Annotated in this window: 11 protein-coding genes and 1 pseudogene; 9 read left to right on the top strand and 3 right to left on the bottom strand. The window is 72.7% G+C overall.

Translation table 11 applies throughout. The features are described from left to right. The first annotated feature begins 425 nt into the window (after positions 1-425). On the top strand, positions 426-1,628 hold the full coding sequence (locus HCC61_RS26950) for a S8 family peptidase (RefSeq protein WP_169139816.1): 1,203 nt from the start codon (positions 426-428) through the stop codon (positions 1,626-1,628). A gap of 233 nt (positions 1,629-1,861) precedes the next feature. Here the strand turns inward: HCC61_RS26950 and HCC61_RS31585 are convergent. Beyond that, positions 1,862-2,953 (bottom strand): annotated as a pseudogene (locus HCC61_RS31585) (MFS transporter); the annotation flags it as partial. Positions 2,954-3,780: 827 nt separating this feature from the next. Between HCC61_RS31585 and HCC61_RS26940 the strand changes: the two are divergent. The 6 genes from HCC61_RS26940 (at position 3,781) to HCC61_RS26915 (ending at position 13,033) form a co-directional block, all read left to right on the top strand. After that, positions 3,781-4,842, top strand: a complete 1,062-nt coding sequence (locus tag HCC61_RS26940; RefSeq protein ID WP_169139812.1) for a 3-oxoacyl-[acyl-carrier-protein] synthase III C-terminal domain-containing protein — start codon at positions 3,781-3,783, stop codon at positions 4,840-4,842. A gap of 3 nt (positions 4,843-4,845) precedes the next feature. After that, complete coding sequence (locus tag HCC61_RS26935; protein ID WP_169139810.1) at positions 4,846-5,793, top strand: hypothetical protein; 948 nt, start codon at positions 4,846-4,848, stop codon at positions 5,791-5,793. A 10-nt stretch (positions 5,794-5,803) separates the two neighbouring features. Then, entirely contained in the window at positions 5,804-7,900 is a 2,097-nt protein-coding gene (locus HCC61_RS26930; protein ID WP_240969322.1) for a fatty acid CoA ligase family protein, read from the top strand. Positions 7,901-7,908: 8 nt separating this feature from the next. Then, positions 7,909-8,940 (top strand): NAD-dependent epimerase/dehydratase family protein, encoded by a 1,032-nt coding sequence (locus tag HCC61_RS26925; RefSeq protein ID WP_346777405.1) that lies wholly within the window; start codon positions 7,909-7,911, stop codon positions 8,938-8,940. 287 nt (positions 8,941-9,227) lie between these two features. Beyond that, on the top strand, positions 9,228-12,359 hold the full coding sequence (locus HCC61_RS26920) for a non-ribosomal peptide synthetase (protein ID WP_169139806.1): 3,132 nt from the start codon (positions 9,228-9,230) through the stop codon (positions 12,357-12,359). After that, complete coding sequence (locus HCC61_RS26915) at positions 12,356-13,033, top strand: GNAT family N-acetyltransferase (protein ID WP_169139804.1); 678 nt, start codon at positions 12,356-12,358, stop codon at positions 13,031-13,033. Before HCC61_RS26920 ends, HCC61_RS26915 begins: the two co-directional genes overlap by 4 nt. A gap of 116 nt (positions 13,034-13,149) precedes the next feature. On the opposite strand, the gene HCC61_RS26910 is transcribed toward HCC61_RS26915, so the two are convergent. Further along, positions 13,150-13,740 carry a TetR/AcrR family transcriptional regulator gene (locus HCC61_RS26910; protein ID WP_169139802.1) on the bottom strand — a complete coding sequence of 197 codons (591 nt, stop codon included), beginning with the start codon at positions 13,738-13,740 and terminating at the stop codon, positions 13,150-13,152. Between the two features lie 136 nt (positions 13,741-13,876). Here HCC61_RS26910 and HCC61_RS26905 point away from each other — a divergent pair, with 136 nt between their 5' ends. Continuing rightward, a complete protein-coding gene (locus HCC61_RS26905) occupies positions 13,877-15,142 on the top strand; it encodes an MFS transporter (protein WP_169139800.1) in 1,266 nt (421 codons plus the stop codon). Positions 15,143-15,293: 151 nt separating this feature from the next. Here the strand turns inward: HCC61_RS26905 and HCC61_RS26900 are convergent, their stop codons facing one another. Continuing rightward, positions 15,294-16,376 carry an FAD-dependent oxidoreductase gene (locus HCC61_RS26900; RefSeq protein WP_169139798.1) on the bottom strand — a complete coding sequence of 361 codons (1,083 nt, stop codon included), beginning with the start codon at positions 16,374-16,376 and terminating at the stop codon, positions 15,294-15,296. Between the two features lie 105 nt (positions 16,377-16,481). Here HCC61_RS26900 and HCC61_RS26895 point away from each other — a divergent pair, with 105 nt between their 5' ends. Beyond that, positions 16,482-16,943 (top strand): MarR family transcriptional regulator, encoded by a 462-nt coding sequence (locus HCC61_RS26895; RefSeq protein ID WP_169139797.1) that lies wholly within the window; start codon positions 16,482-16,484, stop codon positions 16,941-16,943. The last annotated feature ends 109 nt before the right edge of the window (positions 16,944-17,052 follow it).

Below are 17,052 nucleotides of genomic sequence, written 5' to 3'. Positions count from 1 at the left end.
CGCTAATGAGGCGCAAAACTCCCGGTCAAGAGCGTGCCGTTGACCGCAGCGTGACCGCAACACCCCTTTGGTCCGCGCGCAACCGGCGCGCAACGCGGACCGGTGCGAGCGGGTGCGGGGTGCGGTTGCCTCAACGGCCGTCCGCCCGGGGGCAGTCGGGCCGTCCGCCTCCGGTGCCGGCCGCGCGGCCTGCCGTTGCGGACATGTGCCGGAAGCGTGAACCCGGCAGGAGCACGTATGCCCCTTGTCGCCGTATTCGCCGGTCTTTCCATTGCGCGAAGTTGGCGCTCTCGTCATGACTGCGTACATCCGTCGAACCGCACCGCCGCTGGGGGAACCATCTCGTCCACCGGGCCGCGGAGTTCACCGGCCGGGGAAAGGTGACGACGCGTCACCTCGACCACAGAATGAGGAGACCCCTTTTCATGTCCGAGTCCAGAAGATTCAGCAAGCGCACGTTCACGGCGGCGATAACCACCGCGCTCGTCCTGACGGCGGGAGTCACGGTGGCGGCCGCCCCGGCCGCGGCCGCACCGGCTCAGGGAAAGGTCTACGGCGCGAACGCGCCCGACGCGATCGACGGCGACTTCGTCGTGCTGCTGGACGCGAAGACCGGCAAGGCCGGCAAGAGCGACCTCGCCACCGAGTACGGCGGCACCTTCAAGCGCAACTTCACGTCCGTCAACGGCTTCTCGGCCCGCGGCCTGAGCGGGAGCGAGGCCAGGAAGCTGGCCGCCGACCCGGCCGTCGACAAGGTCGTGCAGAGCAAGAAGTTCACGATCGACGGCGACCAGGCCGATCCCCCGTCCTGGGGCCTTGACCGGGTCGACCAGCCGGACCTTCCGCTGGACGGGAAGTACAGCTACCCGGACAGCGCCGGCGAGGGCACCACCGCCTATGTCATCGACACCGGAGTCCGCATCAGCCACCAGGACTTCGGGGGCCGCGCCTCCTACGGCTACGACGCGGTCGACGGCGACGACGAGGCGGACGACGGGCACGGTCACGGTACGCACGTGGCGGGGACGCTGGCCGGAGCGGATCACGGAGTGGCCAAGAAGGCCGAGGTCGTCGGCGTCCGCGTGCTGAACGACCAGGGATCCGGTACCACGGAGCAAGTCGTCGCGGGCATCGACTGGGTGACCGAGCACCACGAGGGACCCTCCGTGGCCAACCTCAGCCTGGGCGGCGGCGCCGACGAGGCCATCGACACGGCCGTGCGCAAAGCGATCTCCTCCGGAGTGACCGTCGCCGTGGCCGCCGGGAACGAGAGCAGCGACGCCGGCCAGACCTCACCGGCCCGCGTCGAGGAAGCGCTCACCGTAGGGGCGAGCGACAACGCCGACGCCCGTGCGTACTTCTCCAACTTCGGCAGCGTCGTGGACCTGTTCGCTCCGGGTGTGGACATCGTCTCGGCGTCCAACGGCTCCGACGACGCCACGCAGACCTACTCCGGCACCTCGCAGGCCACCCCGCACGTCGCGGGCGCCGCGGCCGTCTACCTGGGCACCCACCCGGACGCGTCCGCGCAGGAGGTGGCCACCGCGCTGGGCGACGCGGCGGCGGCCGACAAGATCAGCGACCCCGGCGAGGGCACCACGAACAAGCTGCTCCAGATCACGGAGTGACCTGAGTCCCACCTGACTCCACCCACGAGTCGGCAGGCACCGGTCGTGGCCGCGGCGGCGGTCACGACCGGTGCCTGTGCGTCTGCGTTCGACCTTGGCCGCGGTCGGTCTCGGTGTCGACGAGTACGCCGCGCGCAAGGGCCGCCACTACGGCACGGTCCTCGTGGACGTCGAGACCCGGCGTCCCATCAGCTGTGCTCGTTGCGATCGGGAGCGTGGACCGGGCGCGGCTCGATGGTGCGCAGCCGTGTGAAGGGCACAGCTGCGGCGAGCGTGAGGGCGATCGCGCCGGCGAGCAGAAGGGCGAGCTCGGCACCGGAGATGTCGATGACGAATCCGGCTGCTGCCGGCGTCAGCGCGGCGCCGAGGTTTACCGAGGTGGTGATCCATGTCGACGCTTCGGTCCGGCTGGTTTCCGGAACGATGGTGTCGGCGATGAGGTACCCGGTGATGAGAGACGGAGCGAGGAACAGGCCGACGAGTGCGATGCCCGCGGCGAAGAGTCCGAGTGTGTCCGGTCGGGATGCGAGTACCGCGGCGAGCGCCATGCTGACGCACAGGGTGAAGAGTCTCCTGCCGATGCCGGACTTGAGGTTCAACTGCCCGTAGAGAAGCCCTCCGAGAGCGCTTCCGCCGGCGAAGGCCGCCAGGAGCCAGCCTGAAGCTGCGACGGCGTCATGTTGCTTGGCGATCGCCGGCGCTGCGATCTCGGCGACGCCCAGTACACCACCGACGCCCAGGAGGACGATCAATACCCTTGCGAAACCTGGCTGTTGCAGGGGGCGGTCACCTCGTGTGATGCCGCCTCCTGTGCCGCGAAGCGCCCTCGACGACGCGCTGGACGTCATCGTTGCGGTGCCGAGGGAGACGGTTGCCGCGGTCACCCAGAGCCCGATGCTGGGAGAACTTGCCACGATGACCGCGGTGATGATGACGGGGCCACCGACGAAGAGGAGCTCTTCGCAGACTGCGTCGATGCTGAATGCTCTTGTTCGCTGGTCGCCGGCCGTCGTGAGCGAGGCCCAGATCATTCGCATCGCCGCACCCAGGGGTGGCGACGTCAGGCCGACCAGGGCGCTGAGTATGAGGAACCAGCTATCGGCGACTCCCTCCGCTTCGGCGATGAGCGCGAGCGCGATGAACCCTGAGGCTTGGCCTGACGCCAGGGTGGTGAGCACGATCCGTTGGCCGAATCGATCGACGGCCCGTGCGCGCCGGGGGGCGGCGATGACGTTGGCTATGCCGAACGCCGTTGTTGCGAGGCCGGCTTGTGTGTACGAACCCGTGCTGTCCTGGACGGCGAGGAGGAGAGCGAGACTGCCCATCGCGAGGGCGGACCGGGCGATCAGGGCGGGGAGGAAGGCGCGAAGCGCGCCAGGAAGCAGAAGCACTGCGAGCACGAAGAAGCTCCGATGATGTGCGACCGGCGTCGTACGCGCGGCCGCGAAGTCTGACGGTTACCGGGGTCCGGAGGGCATGACAGACCGCACCCTCAACGGATCAGAACCTGGGCGGGAGAGACCCAGGACCGTCAGATGAACATCACGATGAACACCCCGAAAGCCTAGCGAGCTGAGGCCTGGGCGCCTACGGAGTACGGGGGCGACCTGGGAGGCGGCGACACTTCACCGAGACCGATCCGGCGCCGGCCGTCACCGACCGTGCGCTTCACGGAAGTTGAGACGGAACCACATCCCGCTCGGGGTCGCTCACGGACCCGCCATGGAGAGGGGACATGCACCGGCTTCGTCACATCCCGGCCAACGTGCCCTGTGAAGCGGGGAGTTAACACCGTCCGCACGCATTCGCCGCCCGGGAGTGATCACCATCATATTCGCGATGAGGACACATTCACGGACGCACGGTGTGGATACGGTGAACCCCGATGCCGCACCGGAGGGCGGGGGAGCCCTCCCAGCAGTGGCATCGGCGGAGTGCGCCGCTGACGCCGCCTCCGCTTGTACCAGCAGTCCTCCTGCCGCGAACGGGGCGTGTGCCCCCGCGGGGACACCACCGGGAAGTGCCGCGCCTGCGGGCGCTCGTGCGACGCACCGCGCGTCCCGGCGGAGTCGCGGCAGGAGCGCCCGCGCGCGGACCACGTGGTGTGCCTGCTCCGCCGGATCCGCGACAGGGCAGAACCACAAGGGGAGTCATGGAGAAGGCCGGCAGGAACAGTCGCTTCGAGGCGCTCGGCGCATATCTGCCGCCGACGGTGCAGACGACCGAGGAGCTGGTCGCCCAGGTGTCCGGGGCGCAGGATTTCGACCTGCAACGGATAACCGGCGTGGCCGAGCGGAGGGTGCACGACCCCCGGCCCGAAGCGGGTGAGGACTCCTACGGTCTGGCTCTGCGGGCCGCGCGGGACTGTCTCGCCGGCTCCCGCTACGAGGCCGCCGACCTGGACGTCGTCATCTCCGCGTCCATCACGCGCTTCCGCGACGGCGACCGGTTCACGTTCGAGCCCTCCTTCGCGCGGATGCTGGCCGACGAACTCGGTGCGCGCAAGGCGATCCACTTCGACGTCTCCAACGCCTGCGCCGGGATGCTGACCGGCGTGTACCTGCTGGACCAGCTGATCCGCTCCGGTGCGGTGCGCAACGGCATGGTGGTCAGCGGCGAGCAGGCCACCCGCGTGGCCGGGACCGCGGCGGCCGAGATCGCCGACTCCTACGACCCGCAGTTCGCCTCCCTGTCGGTGGGCGACGCGGCCGCGGCCGTCGTCCTCGACGAGTCGGTGGACGAGGCCGACCGGATCCACTACGTGGAGATGATGACCTGCTCCGAGTACTCGCACCTGTGCATCGGCATGCCCAGCGACCGGACCGAGGGCATCGCCCTCTACACGGACAACAAGCAGATGCACAAGCGGGACCGGCTGAGGCTCTGGCCGAGCTTCCACGGGGAGTTGCTGGCCAAGCAGGGCCGTACGTTCGCCGACGAGAAGTTCGACTACATCGTCCAGCACCAGGTGGGCACCCGCTTCGTCGAGTTCGTGAACCAGACCGGTGAGGCGGTCTTCGGCACGGAGATGCCGGAGTCGCTGTCGGTCGTCGAGGAGCTCGGCAACACCGCGTCGACCTCCCATCTCCTGGTGCTGCGCCAGCACTTGAGGGCCGGCACCGCCCGCCAGGGCGCCAAGTTCCTTCTGGTGCCCGCCGCTTCGGGAGTGGTCGCCGGGGTCCTGTCCGCGACGATCTCCACGATGGGGGTGTGAGCCATGGCAACGGTCATCACCGCCGCCTCGATCGCGGTGCCGCAGTCCGCCGGCGTCCCCGCCACGTCCGTACGGCTGGCCGGGCAGGCCGCGCGGGACGCCCTGGCCGGGGCAGGGCTGTCACCCGGCTCCGTCGGGGTCCTGATCAACGCGGGCGTCTACCGCGAGTCCAACACCTTCGAGCCCGCCCTTGCGGCCATGGTGCAGAAGGAGGCGGGCATCAACCTGGACTACCTCGCCGACCCGCTGCCGAGCGCCGGCTTCTCCTTCGACCTGATGAACGGCGCCTGCGGTGTGCTCAACGCGGTGCAGCTGGCCCAGTCGCTCCTGAGCAACGGCAGCACCGACCGGGTGCTGGTGACCGCGGCCGACGTACACCCCGGAGGGCGGGCGGCCGACGACCCGGCCTATCCGTACGCGGATCTGGGCGGGGCGCTGCTGCTGGAGAGCAGCGTCGAGCCGGACGCCGGCTTCGGACCGGTGCACCTGAGGAGCGGGCCGGGGCCGACCGGAACCACCGGGTACCTCGACACGGGCGGGATGGGCACCGGCGGCCGGCGGATGATCACCGTGGAGCAGGACACGGACCGCGCGGTGCGGCTCCTCGACCTCGCCGCCGCCACCGCCGGGGAGTACGCCGAGGAGCACGGCCTCGACCTGGCGCGCACCATGGTCGTCTGCTCGCGTCCGGCGCCGGACTTCGCGGAACGGCTGGCCGCGCGGCTGGGTGCGGACCCCGCGTCCGTCCTGGCACCGGCCGCTCCCGGAAGCGGCCCGGACGGCCCGGACGGCCCGGACGGCTCGGGCGAGCCGCACACCGCCGCGCCGGTCCTCGGATACCTGAGCGCTCTGGAGAGCGGACTGCTCGACGGCTACGAGCAGTTGCTCTTCGTCGCGGCGGGCGCGGGGCCGAGCGCCGCGTGCGTGAGCTACCGCCCGCAGGGACGGTGAGCGCGCAGTCATGCTCACCCTGACCGAGCACCGCACGGGTACGGACCCGAACATCGCCCGGTACCTGGAGCACAACGCCCGTGCACACCCCGGCAAGACCGCGATCATCCACCCCGACGGCGGCGACGGCGACGGCGGCGTCCGCTACCGGGAGCTGAGCTACGGCGAACTCCAGTCACGCGTCGAGGAGTTGGCGGACGGATTCCTCCGCGCCGGCCTCGGCCCCGGCACCAGGACCGTTCTCATGGCGGCACCCGGACCGGACCTGTTCGCTCTCGCCTTCGCGCTGTTCCGCATCGGTGCCGTGCCCGTCGTGGTCGATCCCGGCATGGGCGTACGGCGGATGCTGCACTGCTACCGAACCGTGGGCGCGGAGGCCTTCATCGGGCCGCCCGCCGCCCACGCCGTGCGGGTCCTCGGCCGCCGTGCCTTCGCCGGTGTGCGGATCCGGGTGACCCTGGGGCGCCGCTGGTTCTGGGGCGGCCACACTCTGGACGCGATACGCCGCGGGACGGCACCGCACGGGCACGAACCGCCCGCGCCGGCGCCCTGCGGCGACGACCTCCTCATGATCGGGTTCACCACGGGCAGCACCGGCCCGGCCAAGGGCGTTGAGTACACCCACCGGATGGCCGCCGCGATGGCCCGCGGCATCGAGGCCGCGCACCGGCGCAGCGCGGAGGAGGTGTCGCTGGTGACGCTTCCCCTCTACGGCATCCTCGACCTGGTCTTCGGCTCCACCCTCGTCGTGGCACCGGTGAAGCCCGCCAGCGTGGCCGCCGTCGATCCGGGTCCGGTCGTGGCGGCGCTGGCGCGGTTCGAGGTGTCCACCATGTTCGCCTCCCCGGCGCTGCTGCGGGTGGTCGGCGAGCACCTCCTGCGGCACCGCACCGAGTTGCCGGCGCTGCGCTGCGTCGTATCCGGCGGCGCCCCCGTACCCGCGGAACTCGTCGGCGTGCTGCGTACCGTCCTCGACGGCGAGGCCCGGATCCACACGACGTACGGCGCCACGGAGGCGCTGCCGATCACCTCCATCGAGTCCGCCGAAGTGCTGGAGGAGACGGCCCAGTCGGCGGCGCTGGGCGAGGGCACCTGCGTGGGACGGCCCGTACCCGGCGTCGACGTCCGCATCATCGGGACCACCGACGAGCCGATCGCGAGCTGGGAGGCCGCGCCGGCCGTCGAGCCGGGCGGGGTCGGGGAGATCGCCGTGGCCGGGGACGCGGTCAGCCGCCGCTACCACGCCTCCCCGGACGCCGACGCGCAGCACAAGATCCACGAACTCCCCGAGGACGGCGGCCCGTTGAGGGTCTGGCACCGCACCGGCGACCTGGGCCGCCTGGACGGCGAGGGCCGGCTGTGGTTCTGCGGGCGCAGGACCCAGCGCGTAACCGGCGCCGGAGGCGACCTCCACACCGTCCGCTGCGAGGGGGTGTTCAACGCCCACCCGCTCGTCCGGCGCACCGCGCTGGTGGGCACCGGGGCGGCTGGCGCGCAGCGGCCCGTGCTCTGCGTGGAGACCGAGCCCGGAGTGACCCGGCAGCGGTGGCGCACGCTCGTTCCCGAACTGCGGCAGCTTGCGGCGGGGCAGCCGCAGACCCGTCTCGTGCAGGACTTCCTGCGGCACCCGTCGTTCCCCGTCGACGCGCGGCACAACGCGAAGATCGGCCGCGAGCAGCTGGCCCGTTGGGCGGAGAAGCGGCTCGACCGCGGCGGCGACCGCCGGCGGCAGCGGATTCTGCGGGCCGTCCCACTGGTGGGCTGGGCCTATCTGCTGCTCGGAGCGGTGCGGCCGTTCGACTCGGCGGTGCTGACGGCGCTTTGGTGGATCGACGCCTTCCTCAGCGTCGTGGTGCACGCCGCCCAGATCCCCAGCGCACTGCCGCGGGGCCGCGCGGCCGGGCGGAGCACCGCGGCGACGGCGGCACTCACCATGCTCTACGGCGCGACGTGGTGGCGCACGCTCGCCCTCCCGGGCACGCCTGGCACGCCGGGCACGTCGGGTGCGCCGGACGCGTCGGGTGCGCGGGACGCGTCGGAAGCCCCGGACCCCTCGTCTCGCCAGCGCCCCGAGGCCGCGAACCGAACGGGGGCGGGTACGGAATGAGAGTCCTGGTGACCGGAGCGTCCGGATTCCTCGGCGGGCACCTGGTGGACCGGTGCCTCGCGGAAGGACATCAAGTACGGGCCCTGGTACGCGAGAACAGCGACGTGTCCCGGCTGCGCACGGTCGAGGGTGTCGAACTGGTCCACGGCGCCCTGGAGGACGCCGCCTCCCTGGCACGGGCCGTCGAGGGCGTGGACGTCGTGCACCACAGCGCGGCGCGGGTGGTGGACCACGGCACCCGCGCCCAGTTCAGGCAGGCCAACGTGACCGGCACCGAGCAACTGCTCGGCGCCGCCCGCCGGGCCGGTGCGAGCCGCTTCGTGTTCGTCAGCAGCCCCAGCGCGCTGATGCGGGTCAAGGAGGGCGACCGGCTCGGCATCGACGAGTCCACCCCGTACCCGGACCGGTTCCTCAACCTGTACTCCGAGACCAAGGCGGCGGCCGAACAGGCCGTACTGGCCGCGGACGGGCCGGACTTCACCACGGTCTCGCTGCGCCCGCGCGGCATCTGGGGCCCGCGCGACCACTCCGGCTTCCTGCCGCGCATGGTCGCGAAGATGCTCTCGGGACGGTTGCCGGACCTGTCCGCAGGCAAGCCCGTCCAGGTGTCCCTGTGCCACAGCGACAACGCAGTGGCGGCCTGCCTGAAGGCCGCCGCCGCTCCGGCCGAACGGGTCAGCGGCAAGGCGTACTTCGTCGCCGACCGGGAGCGCACGGACCTGTGGGCGTTCCTGGCCCGGCTGGCGGAGCTGTTCGGCGGCCGGCCGCCGACCCGCACGATCCCGCCGCCGGTCAGAGACGCTCTCGCGGCGGCGGTCGAACTGGTCTGGAGGATCCCGCCGTTGCGCGCCCGGGTGGAGCCCCCGTTGAACCGGTACAAGGTCGCCCTGCTCACCCGATCCGCGACCTATGACACGGGGGCCGCCGAGCGGGACTTCGGGTACGTGCCGGAGACGGACCAGGAGACCGGGCTGCGCGGGCTCCTCGACTGGGTCGACTCGATCGGCGGCGGTGAGGCGTTCGTACGCGCCTGCCGGTGACCGGTGACAACTGGCAGCTGACCGGTGACAGCTGGCAGATGCGCGGTGACAGCTGACCGGTGACAGCTGGCAGATGACAACTGACAGATGACAGATAACCGATGCCCGATGCCCGATGCCCGATGACCACGGAGCACCGGACCAACTGACCGCCCTACCGCCGGACCGCCGCAGGGAGACTCCCGCGCGAGCGGAGGCGGAACAGGGCGGAACGGGGGCCGCCCGCGACTACCGACCGACAGAGGAACGCGACGCCCGAAGGGCGAGAACGGACCACGACGGACCACATGACCGATGTTCGACAGGCCCCCGCCGACGGGGCTTCGGGACCCGGGACGGACACGGGCCGCCCGGACCAGAGCGCCCCCTTCCGGCGGCCGGTCTCGCCCACGGAGTGGCTCTACCTCGCGGGCGCCCGGCTCGCCCGGCCCTTCGCGATCCAGATAGTGGTCGAGGGCACCGGAACGATCCCCGCGGACGTGCTGCGCCGCGCCGTCGCCGAGGCGTCCGCCGCCTGCCCCGGAGCGCGCCTGGCACTGCGGGGCAGGACCTGGGCGGACACCGGCCGTGCCCCCGCCGTACGCACCGCCGGCGACTACGACTCGGCGACGCGGGAGCCGCTCGCACCGGCCGAGGGCCGCGGCTGCGAGGTCGTACTCCTGGGCGGGGGCGGGGAGACCACCACGCTCGTCTTCCGAGTCCACCACGCGGTGATGGACGCCATGGGCGCGCTCGCGTGGACCGCCGACGTCTTCCGTGCGCTGCGGGGCGAGGCGCTCGTCGGGGCCCCGTCGCCGCTGTACGATCTCGCGCTGCTCGGCACCCTGGGCGACGGTGCGCGCCGCGAACCCGTCACCCCGCGATGGCGCTCCCCGCTGCCGGGCGTCCGCCGCGGCCACGCGACGCGCTGGCACCGGCGTACGTTGCCCGGTGCCCACCCGGGCATCGTCGCGAAGACGGCCGCCGCGCTGGCGCGCCTCAGCCCGGGCGCGACCCGTGTGATGGTGCCGGTGGACCTGCGCAGGCACCGGCCGGAACTGCGCTCCACCGCCAACCTGAGCCTTCCCGTCTTTCTCGACGGCCGCGCCGACGATCCCTGGGAGCAGTGGCACGAGCGACTGCTGCGGGCCCTCGCCGGGAATCGCGAACTGGCCGCGGGCGAGGAGGAGATGGCGGTACGGCTGCCGCTCGGTGCGCTCGCCGGAGTGCTGACGGCCTCTCACGCGGCGTCCGTCGCCACCGGCCGCTACTCCTGCTCGTCACTGGTCACCGCGCTGGGCCGCGTCGGTACGCACGAGATGTGCGCTCCCGGCTTCGAGGCCGACTCGGTGTACTCGCTGCCCGTCCAGGCGCCGTTCGTGCCGCTGTCGTTCACCGCCGTGGAGTTCGGGGGCCGTACCGAACTGGCGATGTCCCACCCGGGCGGGCCACGGGCCGACGCCCGGGCCGCTGCCCTGCTGGACTCGGTGTGCGAGTCGCTGGCATCGGGGGCTGCATCCGCGCGGCACGTGCCAGCCGTCGCCGGTCCGCGCCGTTCCGTTCCGCCGCTGACGCTGACCGCGCTGCTGCGGCGGCAGGTCGACCGGGCCCCCGGCGCGGTGGCGCTCACCGGACCCGAGGGGCCGGTGACCTACGGGGAACTCGACCGCCGCTCCGACGTGGTGGCGGCCGAACTGCGCGCCCGTGGCGTGGGCCGCGGCTCGGTCGTCGGGCTGCTCGCGGACCGCAGTGTGGCGGCCGTCGCGGGGCTGTGGGGCGTGCTCAAGGCGGGCGCCGCGTACCTGCCGCTGGACCCGGCCCACCCCACGGCCCGGATCGCCTCGGTGCTGGACGACGCTGGAGCGTCCTGCTGCCTGACCGGCCGGGCACAGCGCACGCTGCCCGGCCCGGACTGCCCGACGCTCGTCCTGGACGATCTGCCCGCGAGCGGTGCGGAACCGGTGCCCGACACGACGCGGCCCGACGACGTCGCGTACGTCATCTACACGTCCGGCTCGACGGGCCGCCCGAAAGGCGTCGTGGTCGAGCACCGCGCGCTGGTGAACTACACGCGGTGGGCCACCGACCGCTATCGCGTCGACGCCTCCACCCGGTTCGCCCTGTTCACGTCGCTGGCCTTCGATCTGACCGGTACGACGCTCTTCCTGCCGCCGGCCGCCGGCGGCAGCATCGCGCTGGTGCCGGACGAGCCGGACCACCGCGTGCTGCGCGAGATGCTGACCGGCTCGGGCGTCAACGCGCTCAAACTCACCCCGGCACACCTCGACTTGATCGGCTCCCTCGACATCGAGCCGCGGTCGTTCCGGACGCTGGTGGTGGGCGGGGAGCAGCTGCGCGGAACCGTGGCCGCGCGGGCGCAGCGGATGTTCGGTCCGGACTGCCTGATCGTGAACGAGTACGGCCCCACCGAGGCGGCCATCGGCTGCGTCGTCCACGCCTTCGACCCCGACCGCGACGGCGGACGGCCCGCCGTGCCGATCGGCCTCCCGGCGGACAACACCGAGGCGTTCCTGCTGGACCCCGACGGCGGGTGCACCGAGCCGGGCGGCACGGGAGAGATCCACCTGGCCGGAGCGCAGCTGGCGAGGGGCTACCTCGGCCGCCCCGACCTCGACCGCGAACGGTTCGTGCGCCTCGCCGACGGCACTCGCGCGTACCGCACGGGAGACCTCGCGCAGCTGACGTCCGACGGCGTGCTCCGGTATCTCGGCCGCGCCGACGAGCAGTTGTCGATCCGTGGCCACCGGATCGAGCCGGGCGAGGTGGAGGCGGCGCTGGAGACGCATCCGGACGTGAGCCGCGCGGTCGCCGTCGCCGTACCGCCGCGGGACGGGGCCGGTCCCGTGCTGTGCGCCTACGTCACGGGCGCCGCCGAACCGGACGCCGTGCGGGCGCATGCCTCCCGGCGGCTCCCCGCCTATATGGTCCCCGTCGCCGTCCGCGTCGTGGACGCCTTCCCCTGGACGGTCAACGGGAAGGTCGACGTGCGGGCCCTCCCGGACCCGTTCGGTGAGGCGGGCGCGACCGGTGCCGCGGGGGCGGACAGCGCAACGGCCGGTGACGCGCGGTCCGTCGGCCCGCCGCCGGGCCACGAGCCGCACGACGTCGTGGAAGAGGCCGTGGCCGGCATCTGGGCGCGGATCCTCGGTGACCCCGGCCTGCGCGCCGGACCCGGCGACGACTTCCACCGGCTCGGCGGCGACTCCCTGACGCTGCTGCGCATGCTCGCCGCGGTCGCCGCCGAAGTGGTGGGCACGGCGGGCGAGTCCGCGTTCGACGCGAGGCTGCGGGACCTGATCGCCTCGCCCACCCTCGGGAACGTCTGCGCCGCGGTGCGCCGGTCCCGTCCCGACCGATCCGACCGATCCGACCGATCCGACCGTCCCGACCGATCCGACCGACACACGGAGAACCCATGAGCACCCCACTGCCCGTCGAGTTCCGCACGGCCCGCCCGGAGGACGCGGACCAGGTCGTACCCCTGATGTGGGAGTCGTCCCGCGGCCTCATCGACACCACCATGAGCGCGGTGCCCGGCGGCCCGGCCGCGCTGCTGAGGCGGGACTTCCTGCGCGGGCGCGGGATCTTCGGCCACCGGCAGCAGCTCCTTGCGGTCGCCCCCGGCGGAGAGGTGCTGGCGACCATCACGCTGTACCGGGGGCGCCGCTACCAGGCGCTGAGCTTGCAGACGCTGCTGTCCTCGGCCCGGTTCGGCCCGGCCTGTCTGGCGGCGGTGCTGCGCCGGTCGCTCGCCGTCTCCCGGCTGTTCGCGCCGCCGAGTCCGGACTGCCTCTTCATCGCGAATCTGTCCGTGCTCCCGGAACACCGCTCACGGGGCTACGGCTCGCTGATTCTGCGGGAGGCCGACCGCGTCGCCCGCGACACCGGCCTGACAGGACTCGAAGGGGACGTCTCGATCTCCAACACCCGCGCCTGGGCGCTGTATCAGCGTCTCGGGTTCGAGAGCCTGGGGGAGCGGCACGACAGCCGGGGTACGGGGCTCGACGGGTTCCGCCGGATGCGGCGGCCCGTGCTGCGCCCAACCGCGGCCTCCGGAAGCGGAGATGACACGGGATCGGTCTCCGGCCCGTGACGGCCGGAGTAGCGATTCCGTACGGGGCCGCCGGTGCTCCGGGCCCACGCCGGCGCTCCCGGTCTACGCCGACCCGCGCCGGCGCCGCCGCGCTCCGGCCCGGCGGCGCAGTGCGCTCAGCGGGACGTCGCGGCGTCGAGCAGGGCCTCGGCCGCCGCGCGTGCGTCCCGGCCCGCGCCCGGGTCTCCCTCGATGGCGCTGACCACCGTGGACCCCTCGATCAGCAGCAGCAACTGCCGTGCGAGCGGGACCGGCCGGGCCACTCCGCAGTCGGCGAGCAGTTCGCTCAGCAGCTCGCGGTAGCGGGTGAGATGGCGCCGGGTCAGCTCGCGTACGGGACCCTCGCCGTGGCGGGTCTCGACGGAGGTGTTGACCACCGCGCAGCCGCGGTAGTCACGCTCGGCGTACCAGTGCGCGAGGGTGTCGAACAGCGCGAGCACCCGCTCGCGTCCCGGCGGGGCATCGGCGAGCCGCCGGGCCAGCCAGTCGTGGATGCGGGCGCTGCGCCGCTCCATGACCGCCTCGACGAGACCGTCCTTGGAGCCGAAGTAGCGGTAGATGGTCAGCTTCGAGGCGCCGGCATGCTGGGCGATCTCACCGACACCGACGACGTGCACTCCGCGCTCGTAGAAGAGGCGTGCCGCGCTGTCCAGCACGCGGGCGCGGGTGGCCTCGGGATCGAGGGTGCTTCCCGCCTTGACCGGCATGGGTTCGAGCGTACCGGAGCGCCGGTGCGGTCCTTCAGGGGCGGATTTCTCGCCGGTGGGCGGTACTTGGGGCGGTGACCGGGGACGAAGGGCTCCGCGTTGCGAAGAGATGGTAACGTACCGTACCTTCTCATCCATGGTGACCGCCGCCTCCGACGCCTCCGACGCCTCTGACGCCGCCCCTCTGCTGCGCCTGTGGTCGGCGGTGCTCTGCGGCTATCTCGCCCTCGGCGCGACCTTGCAGGCGCTGCCCTCCTATGTCGTGCGGCACTTCCACGCAGGCACTCTCGCCGCGGGCACGACCGTCGGCATCGCCTTCCTCGCCACCGCGTGCGCCCGGCCGTTCGCCGGACGGCTGGCCGACGCCGGCCACGCCCGCCCGGTCGTCGTCACCGGCGGCACCCTCGCGGCACTGGGCGGCGCCGGACACCTCCTTGCCCCCGGCCTCGTATCGCTGCTGCTGGCCCGGCTGGTCATGGGGGCCGGCGAGGCCGCCCTGTTCTCGGGGGCGCTGCCCTGGGTGCTCGGCCGCGCCGCGCCGGAGCGGCGCGGCCGGGTCGCGGGCTGGTTCGGGCTGTCCATGTGGAGCGGGCTGGCCCTCGGCCCCGTGGTCGCCGTGGGACTCCACCGGGGGCTGGGCTTCTCCGGGGTGTGGTGGGGAGTCGTCCTGCTCGGCGCCGCGGCCGCCGCCCTGGTGCTCACGACTCGGGGCGCGAGCGGAGCGGGCGACGGGCTCGCGCCGCTGCCGCGCGGCTTCCGCGACATCGTTCCGAGGGGCGCTCCCCTTCCCGGTCTCACGCTCGGGCTGTCCAGCTGGGGATACGGCACCGTCACCGCCCTCCTCGTCCTCTACCTACGGCACGAGGACCTCGGCGGTGACGGTGTCGCGCTCGCCCTCTTCGCCTCCGGCTTCCTGCTCGTACGGGCGCTGGGCTCACCGCTGGTGGACCGGTACGGCGGAGCCGCGGTGGCGATCGGCTCCCTCGGTGCCGAGGCCGCCGGGCTCGCGCTGATCGCCGGGGTCGGGGCCGAGGGGCCCGCCCTGCTGGGCGCCGCCGTCGCGGGCGCCGGAGTCGGCCTGATGTATCCGGCGACGGTCGCCACGACGCTCCGCCGGGCCGGTGCCCTGCGCCCCGGTACGGCCGTGGGCGTCATGACCTCCTTCTGGGACCTGGGGATCATGGTCGCGAGTCCCTTCGCCGGTCTGATCGCCGCGGGCGGCGGCTACCGTCCGGCCTTCGCCGTGGCCGTCGCCGTCAGCCTGCTCGGACTGGGCATCGTCGCGCTGAGGCTGCGCACCGCGGGACCCGTCGCGGGCACACGCCGTCCGGCTCGGGATACGGGCGGCGGCACCGGTCCCGGCGACCGCGCCGACGCCGAGGCCGGTCGGCAGCGGTCATGACCGGCCCGCCCACCGCCCGGTCTCATCGCCGTGGGGCAGCGACAGCAGTACGCCGAGGCAGCAGCCCGCCCAGGTGCTCCGGCTCCGGCGCGCCTCGCCGGTCACGCGAAGGGGACGCCGTACCCCGGCCCAGGCCGTCGCCAGGCTCCGTTCAGTCGAGACCGAAGAGCGTGGTGTACGGGCCGACCCTGAGGTCTCTTCCCTTGAGCCGCGAGGTGGCCTCCGGGCCCAGGACGCCCCTGTCGGGGGAGTAGGAGGCACCGCCGCCGGGGCCGAGCGGCAGTGAGATGGCGGGAGCGGCAGGGGTGTATGTGATCAGCTCTCCGCTGCCACGGATCAGCGTGCCGATGTTGTGGGCGACGACGGCGGCGTGCTCGCCCGCGGCTTTGGCGAGCTTGGCCTCCGGGAGGGCGGTGAGGTCGCCCACGGCGAAGACGTTCGGCCGGCCGGGCAGCCGCAGTCGGCCGTCGACCTCGACGTGCCCGTCCCGTCGCCGCGCGGGCGCCAGCTCTCCGGTCAGGTATTCGCTGACGGGTACGACTCCGAAGCAGCGGAACCAGATGTCGGCGGTGATCTTCCGTCCCGAGTGCGTGATCACAGTGAACGTCCCGGTCTCGCCCGGCTCGGAGTCAGGCTCCTCACGCAGCGCGGTGCCGAGCACCAATTCGACGTCCAGCGCGCCGAGTTGACCGCGCAGCTCGGCGCGGAACCCCTCCGCGAAGCCGCCGGACAGTATGTCCTCGGCGGGGTCGACGACGGTCACCTTCTTGTCGGCCCATACGGCCTTGATCTCACCGGCCAGTTCGAGACCTGCCGGGCCCGCGCCGAGGAGCAGCACGCCGCCGGCCCGGGCCAGCGCCCCGTGCGTGGCACGGAGCCTGGCCTCCGCGGCGGCGCTCTCGTCGAGGTCGGGCTTGGAAGGGAACGGGTATCGCGAACCGGTCGCGAGGACGACGTAGTCCGCCGTGATCCGGTCGCCGGAGCCGAGCTCGACCCCCGATCCGTCCACCCGCACCGCACGGTCCCGGACGATACGGCCGCGGCTCAGGAGCCGGTCGTAGGGAAAGAACAACCGCCCCGGCCAGTCCGGGACGACGAGCTTGCGCAGGGCGGCGATGTTGTGCACGAACGCGTCGCGAGGCTCGATGAGGACCACGTCGGCGACGTCGTCGAGCGCTTTCGCCACGGCGACTCCGCCGTATCCCCCACCGATGACGACCACAGTGGCAGCCATGAGACACCTGATTCGTGTGATCCGTGGTAATGATTGTTCGTTGTACCAACTAATATAGTTCGTGATCCGAACTAACGTCAACTACACTCAGCCGAGGAGGTGTCCATGGTCGATGTCGATGCAGCACCGGCGACGGAGGAGACGGCGCTCGGCTTCGCCGACGCGCTCGTGCGCCTGACGCACCTGGTGCAGCGGGTGTTCGCCGACGTCAGCAGGGCCCACGACCTCACTTCTCAGCAGGCCCAGCTGCTCTGCGTCCTCACTCGCGGCCCGGCCGGGATGACGGAGCTGACTCGTCTGCTGCACCTGGAGAAGTCCAGCCTTACCGGCCTCGTCGACCGCGTCGAGCGCCGCGGTCTCGTCGCACGGCGGCGCAGCTCCCATGACCGCCGCGCGTGCCAGGTCGCCCTGACGGGCAAGGGGACGCGGCTGGCCCACGACACCCACGACGGCATCACCGCACAGCTGGAGTCACTGGCCGGGGAACTGCCGCGGACCGACAGGGAGCTGGTGACGTCGGCCGTCGTCCGCCTTCTCGGCGACTCCGGTGCCACGACCGGGAGTTGACCGGCCGCAGGCGGCTCGGGACCGCTCGCCGACGGCTCGGGACCGGGCTCCGTCGGCGAGGTGCGGGAGCCGGCCCCTTCGGGCGGCACCGGTTCCGGCGTGGCCGCCT

It is taken from the genome of Streptomyces sp. HNM0575, from assembly GCF_012726265.1.
Lineage (GTDB): Bacteria > Actinomycetota > Actinomycetes > Streptomycetales > Streptomycetaceae > Streptomyces.
The sequence above is the reverse complement of the archived record's forward strand: the minus strand, read 5'-3'. Positions and strand labels throughout refer to the sequence as shown.

Bases quoted from the DNA above. Each gene is read 5' to 3' on its own strand.
- HCC61_RS26950 (WP_169139816.1), top strand. From the start codon at position 426: ATGTCCGAGTCCAGAAGATTCAGCAAGCGCACGTTCACGGCGGCGATA.
- HCC61_RS26940 (WP_169139812.1), top strand. From the start codon at position 3,781: ATGGAGAAGGCCGGCAGGAACAGTCGCTTCGAGGCGCTCGGCGCATAT.
- HCC61_RS26935 (WP_169139810.1), top strand. From the start codon at position 4,846: ATGGCAACGGTCATCACCGCCGCCTCGATCGCGGTGCCGCAGTCCGCC.
- HCC61_RS26930 (WP_240969322.1), top strand. From the start codon at position 5,804: ATGCTCACCCTGACCGAGCACCGCACGGGTACGGACCCGAACATCGCC.
- HCC61_RS26920 (WP_169139806.1), top strand. From the start codon at position 9,228: ATGACCGATGTTCGACAGGCCCCCGCCGACGGGGCTTCGGGACCCGGG.
- HCC61_RS26915 (WP_169139804.1), top strand. From the start codon at position 12,356: ATGAGCACCCCACTGCCCGTCGAGTTCCGCACGGCCCGCCCGGAGGAC.
- HCC61_RS26910 (WP_169139802.1), bottom strand. From the start codon at position 13,740: ATGCCGGTCAAGGCGGGAAGCACCCTCGATCCCGAGGCCACCCGCGCC.
- HCC61_RS26905 (WP_169139800.1), top strand. From the start codon at position 13,877: ATGGTGACCGCCGCCTCCGACGCCTCCGACGCCTCTGACGCCGCCCCT.
- HCC61_RS26900 (WP_169139798.1), bottom strand. From the start codon at position 16,376: ATGGCTGCCACTGTGGTCGTCATCGGTGGGGGATACGGCGGAGTCGCC.
- HCC61_RS26895 (WP_169139797.1), top strand. From the start codon at position 16,482: ATGGTCGATGTCGATGCAGCACCGGCGACGGAGGAGACGGCGCTCGGC.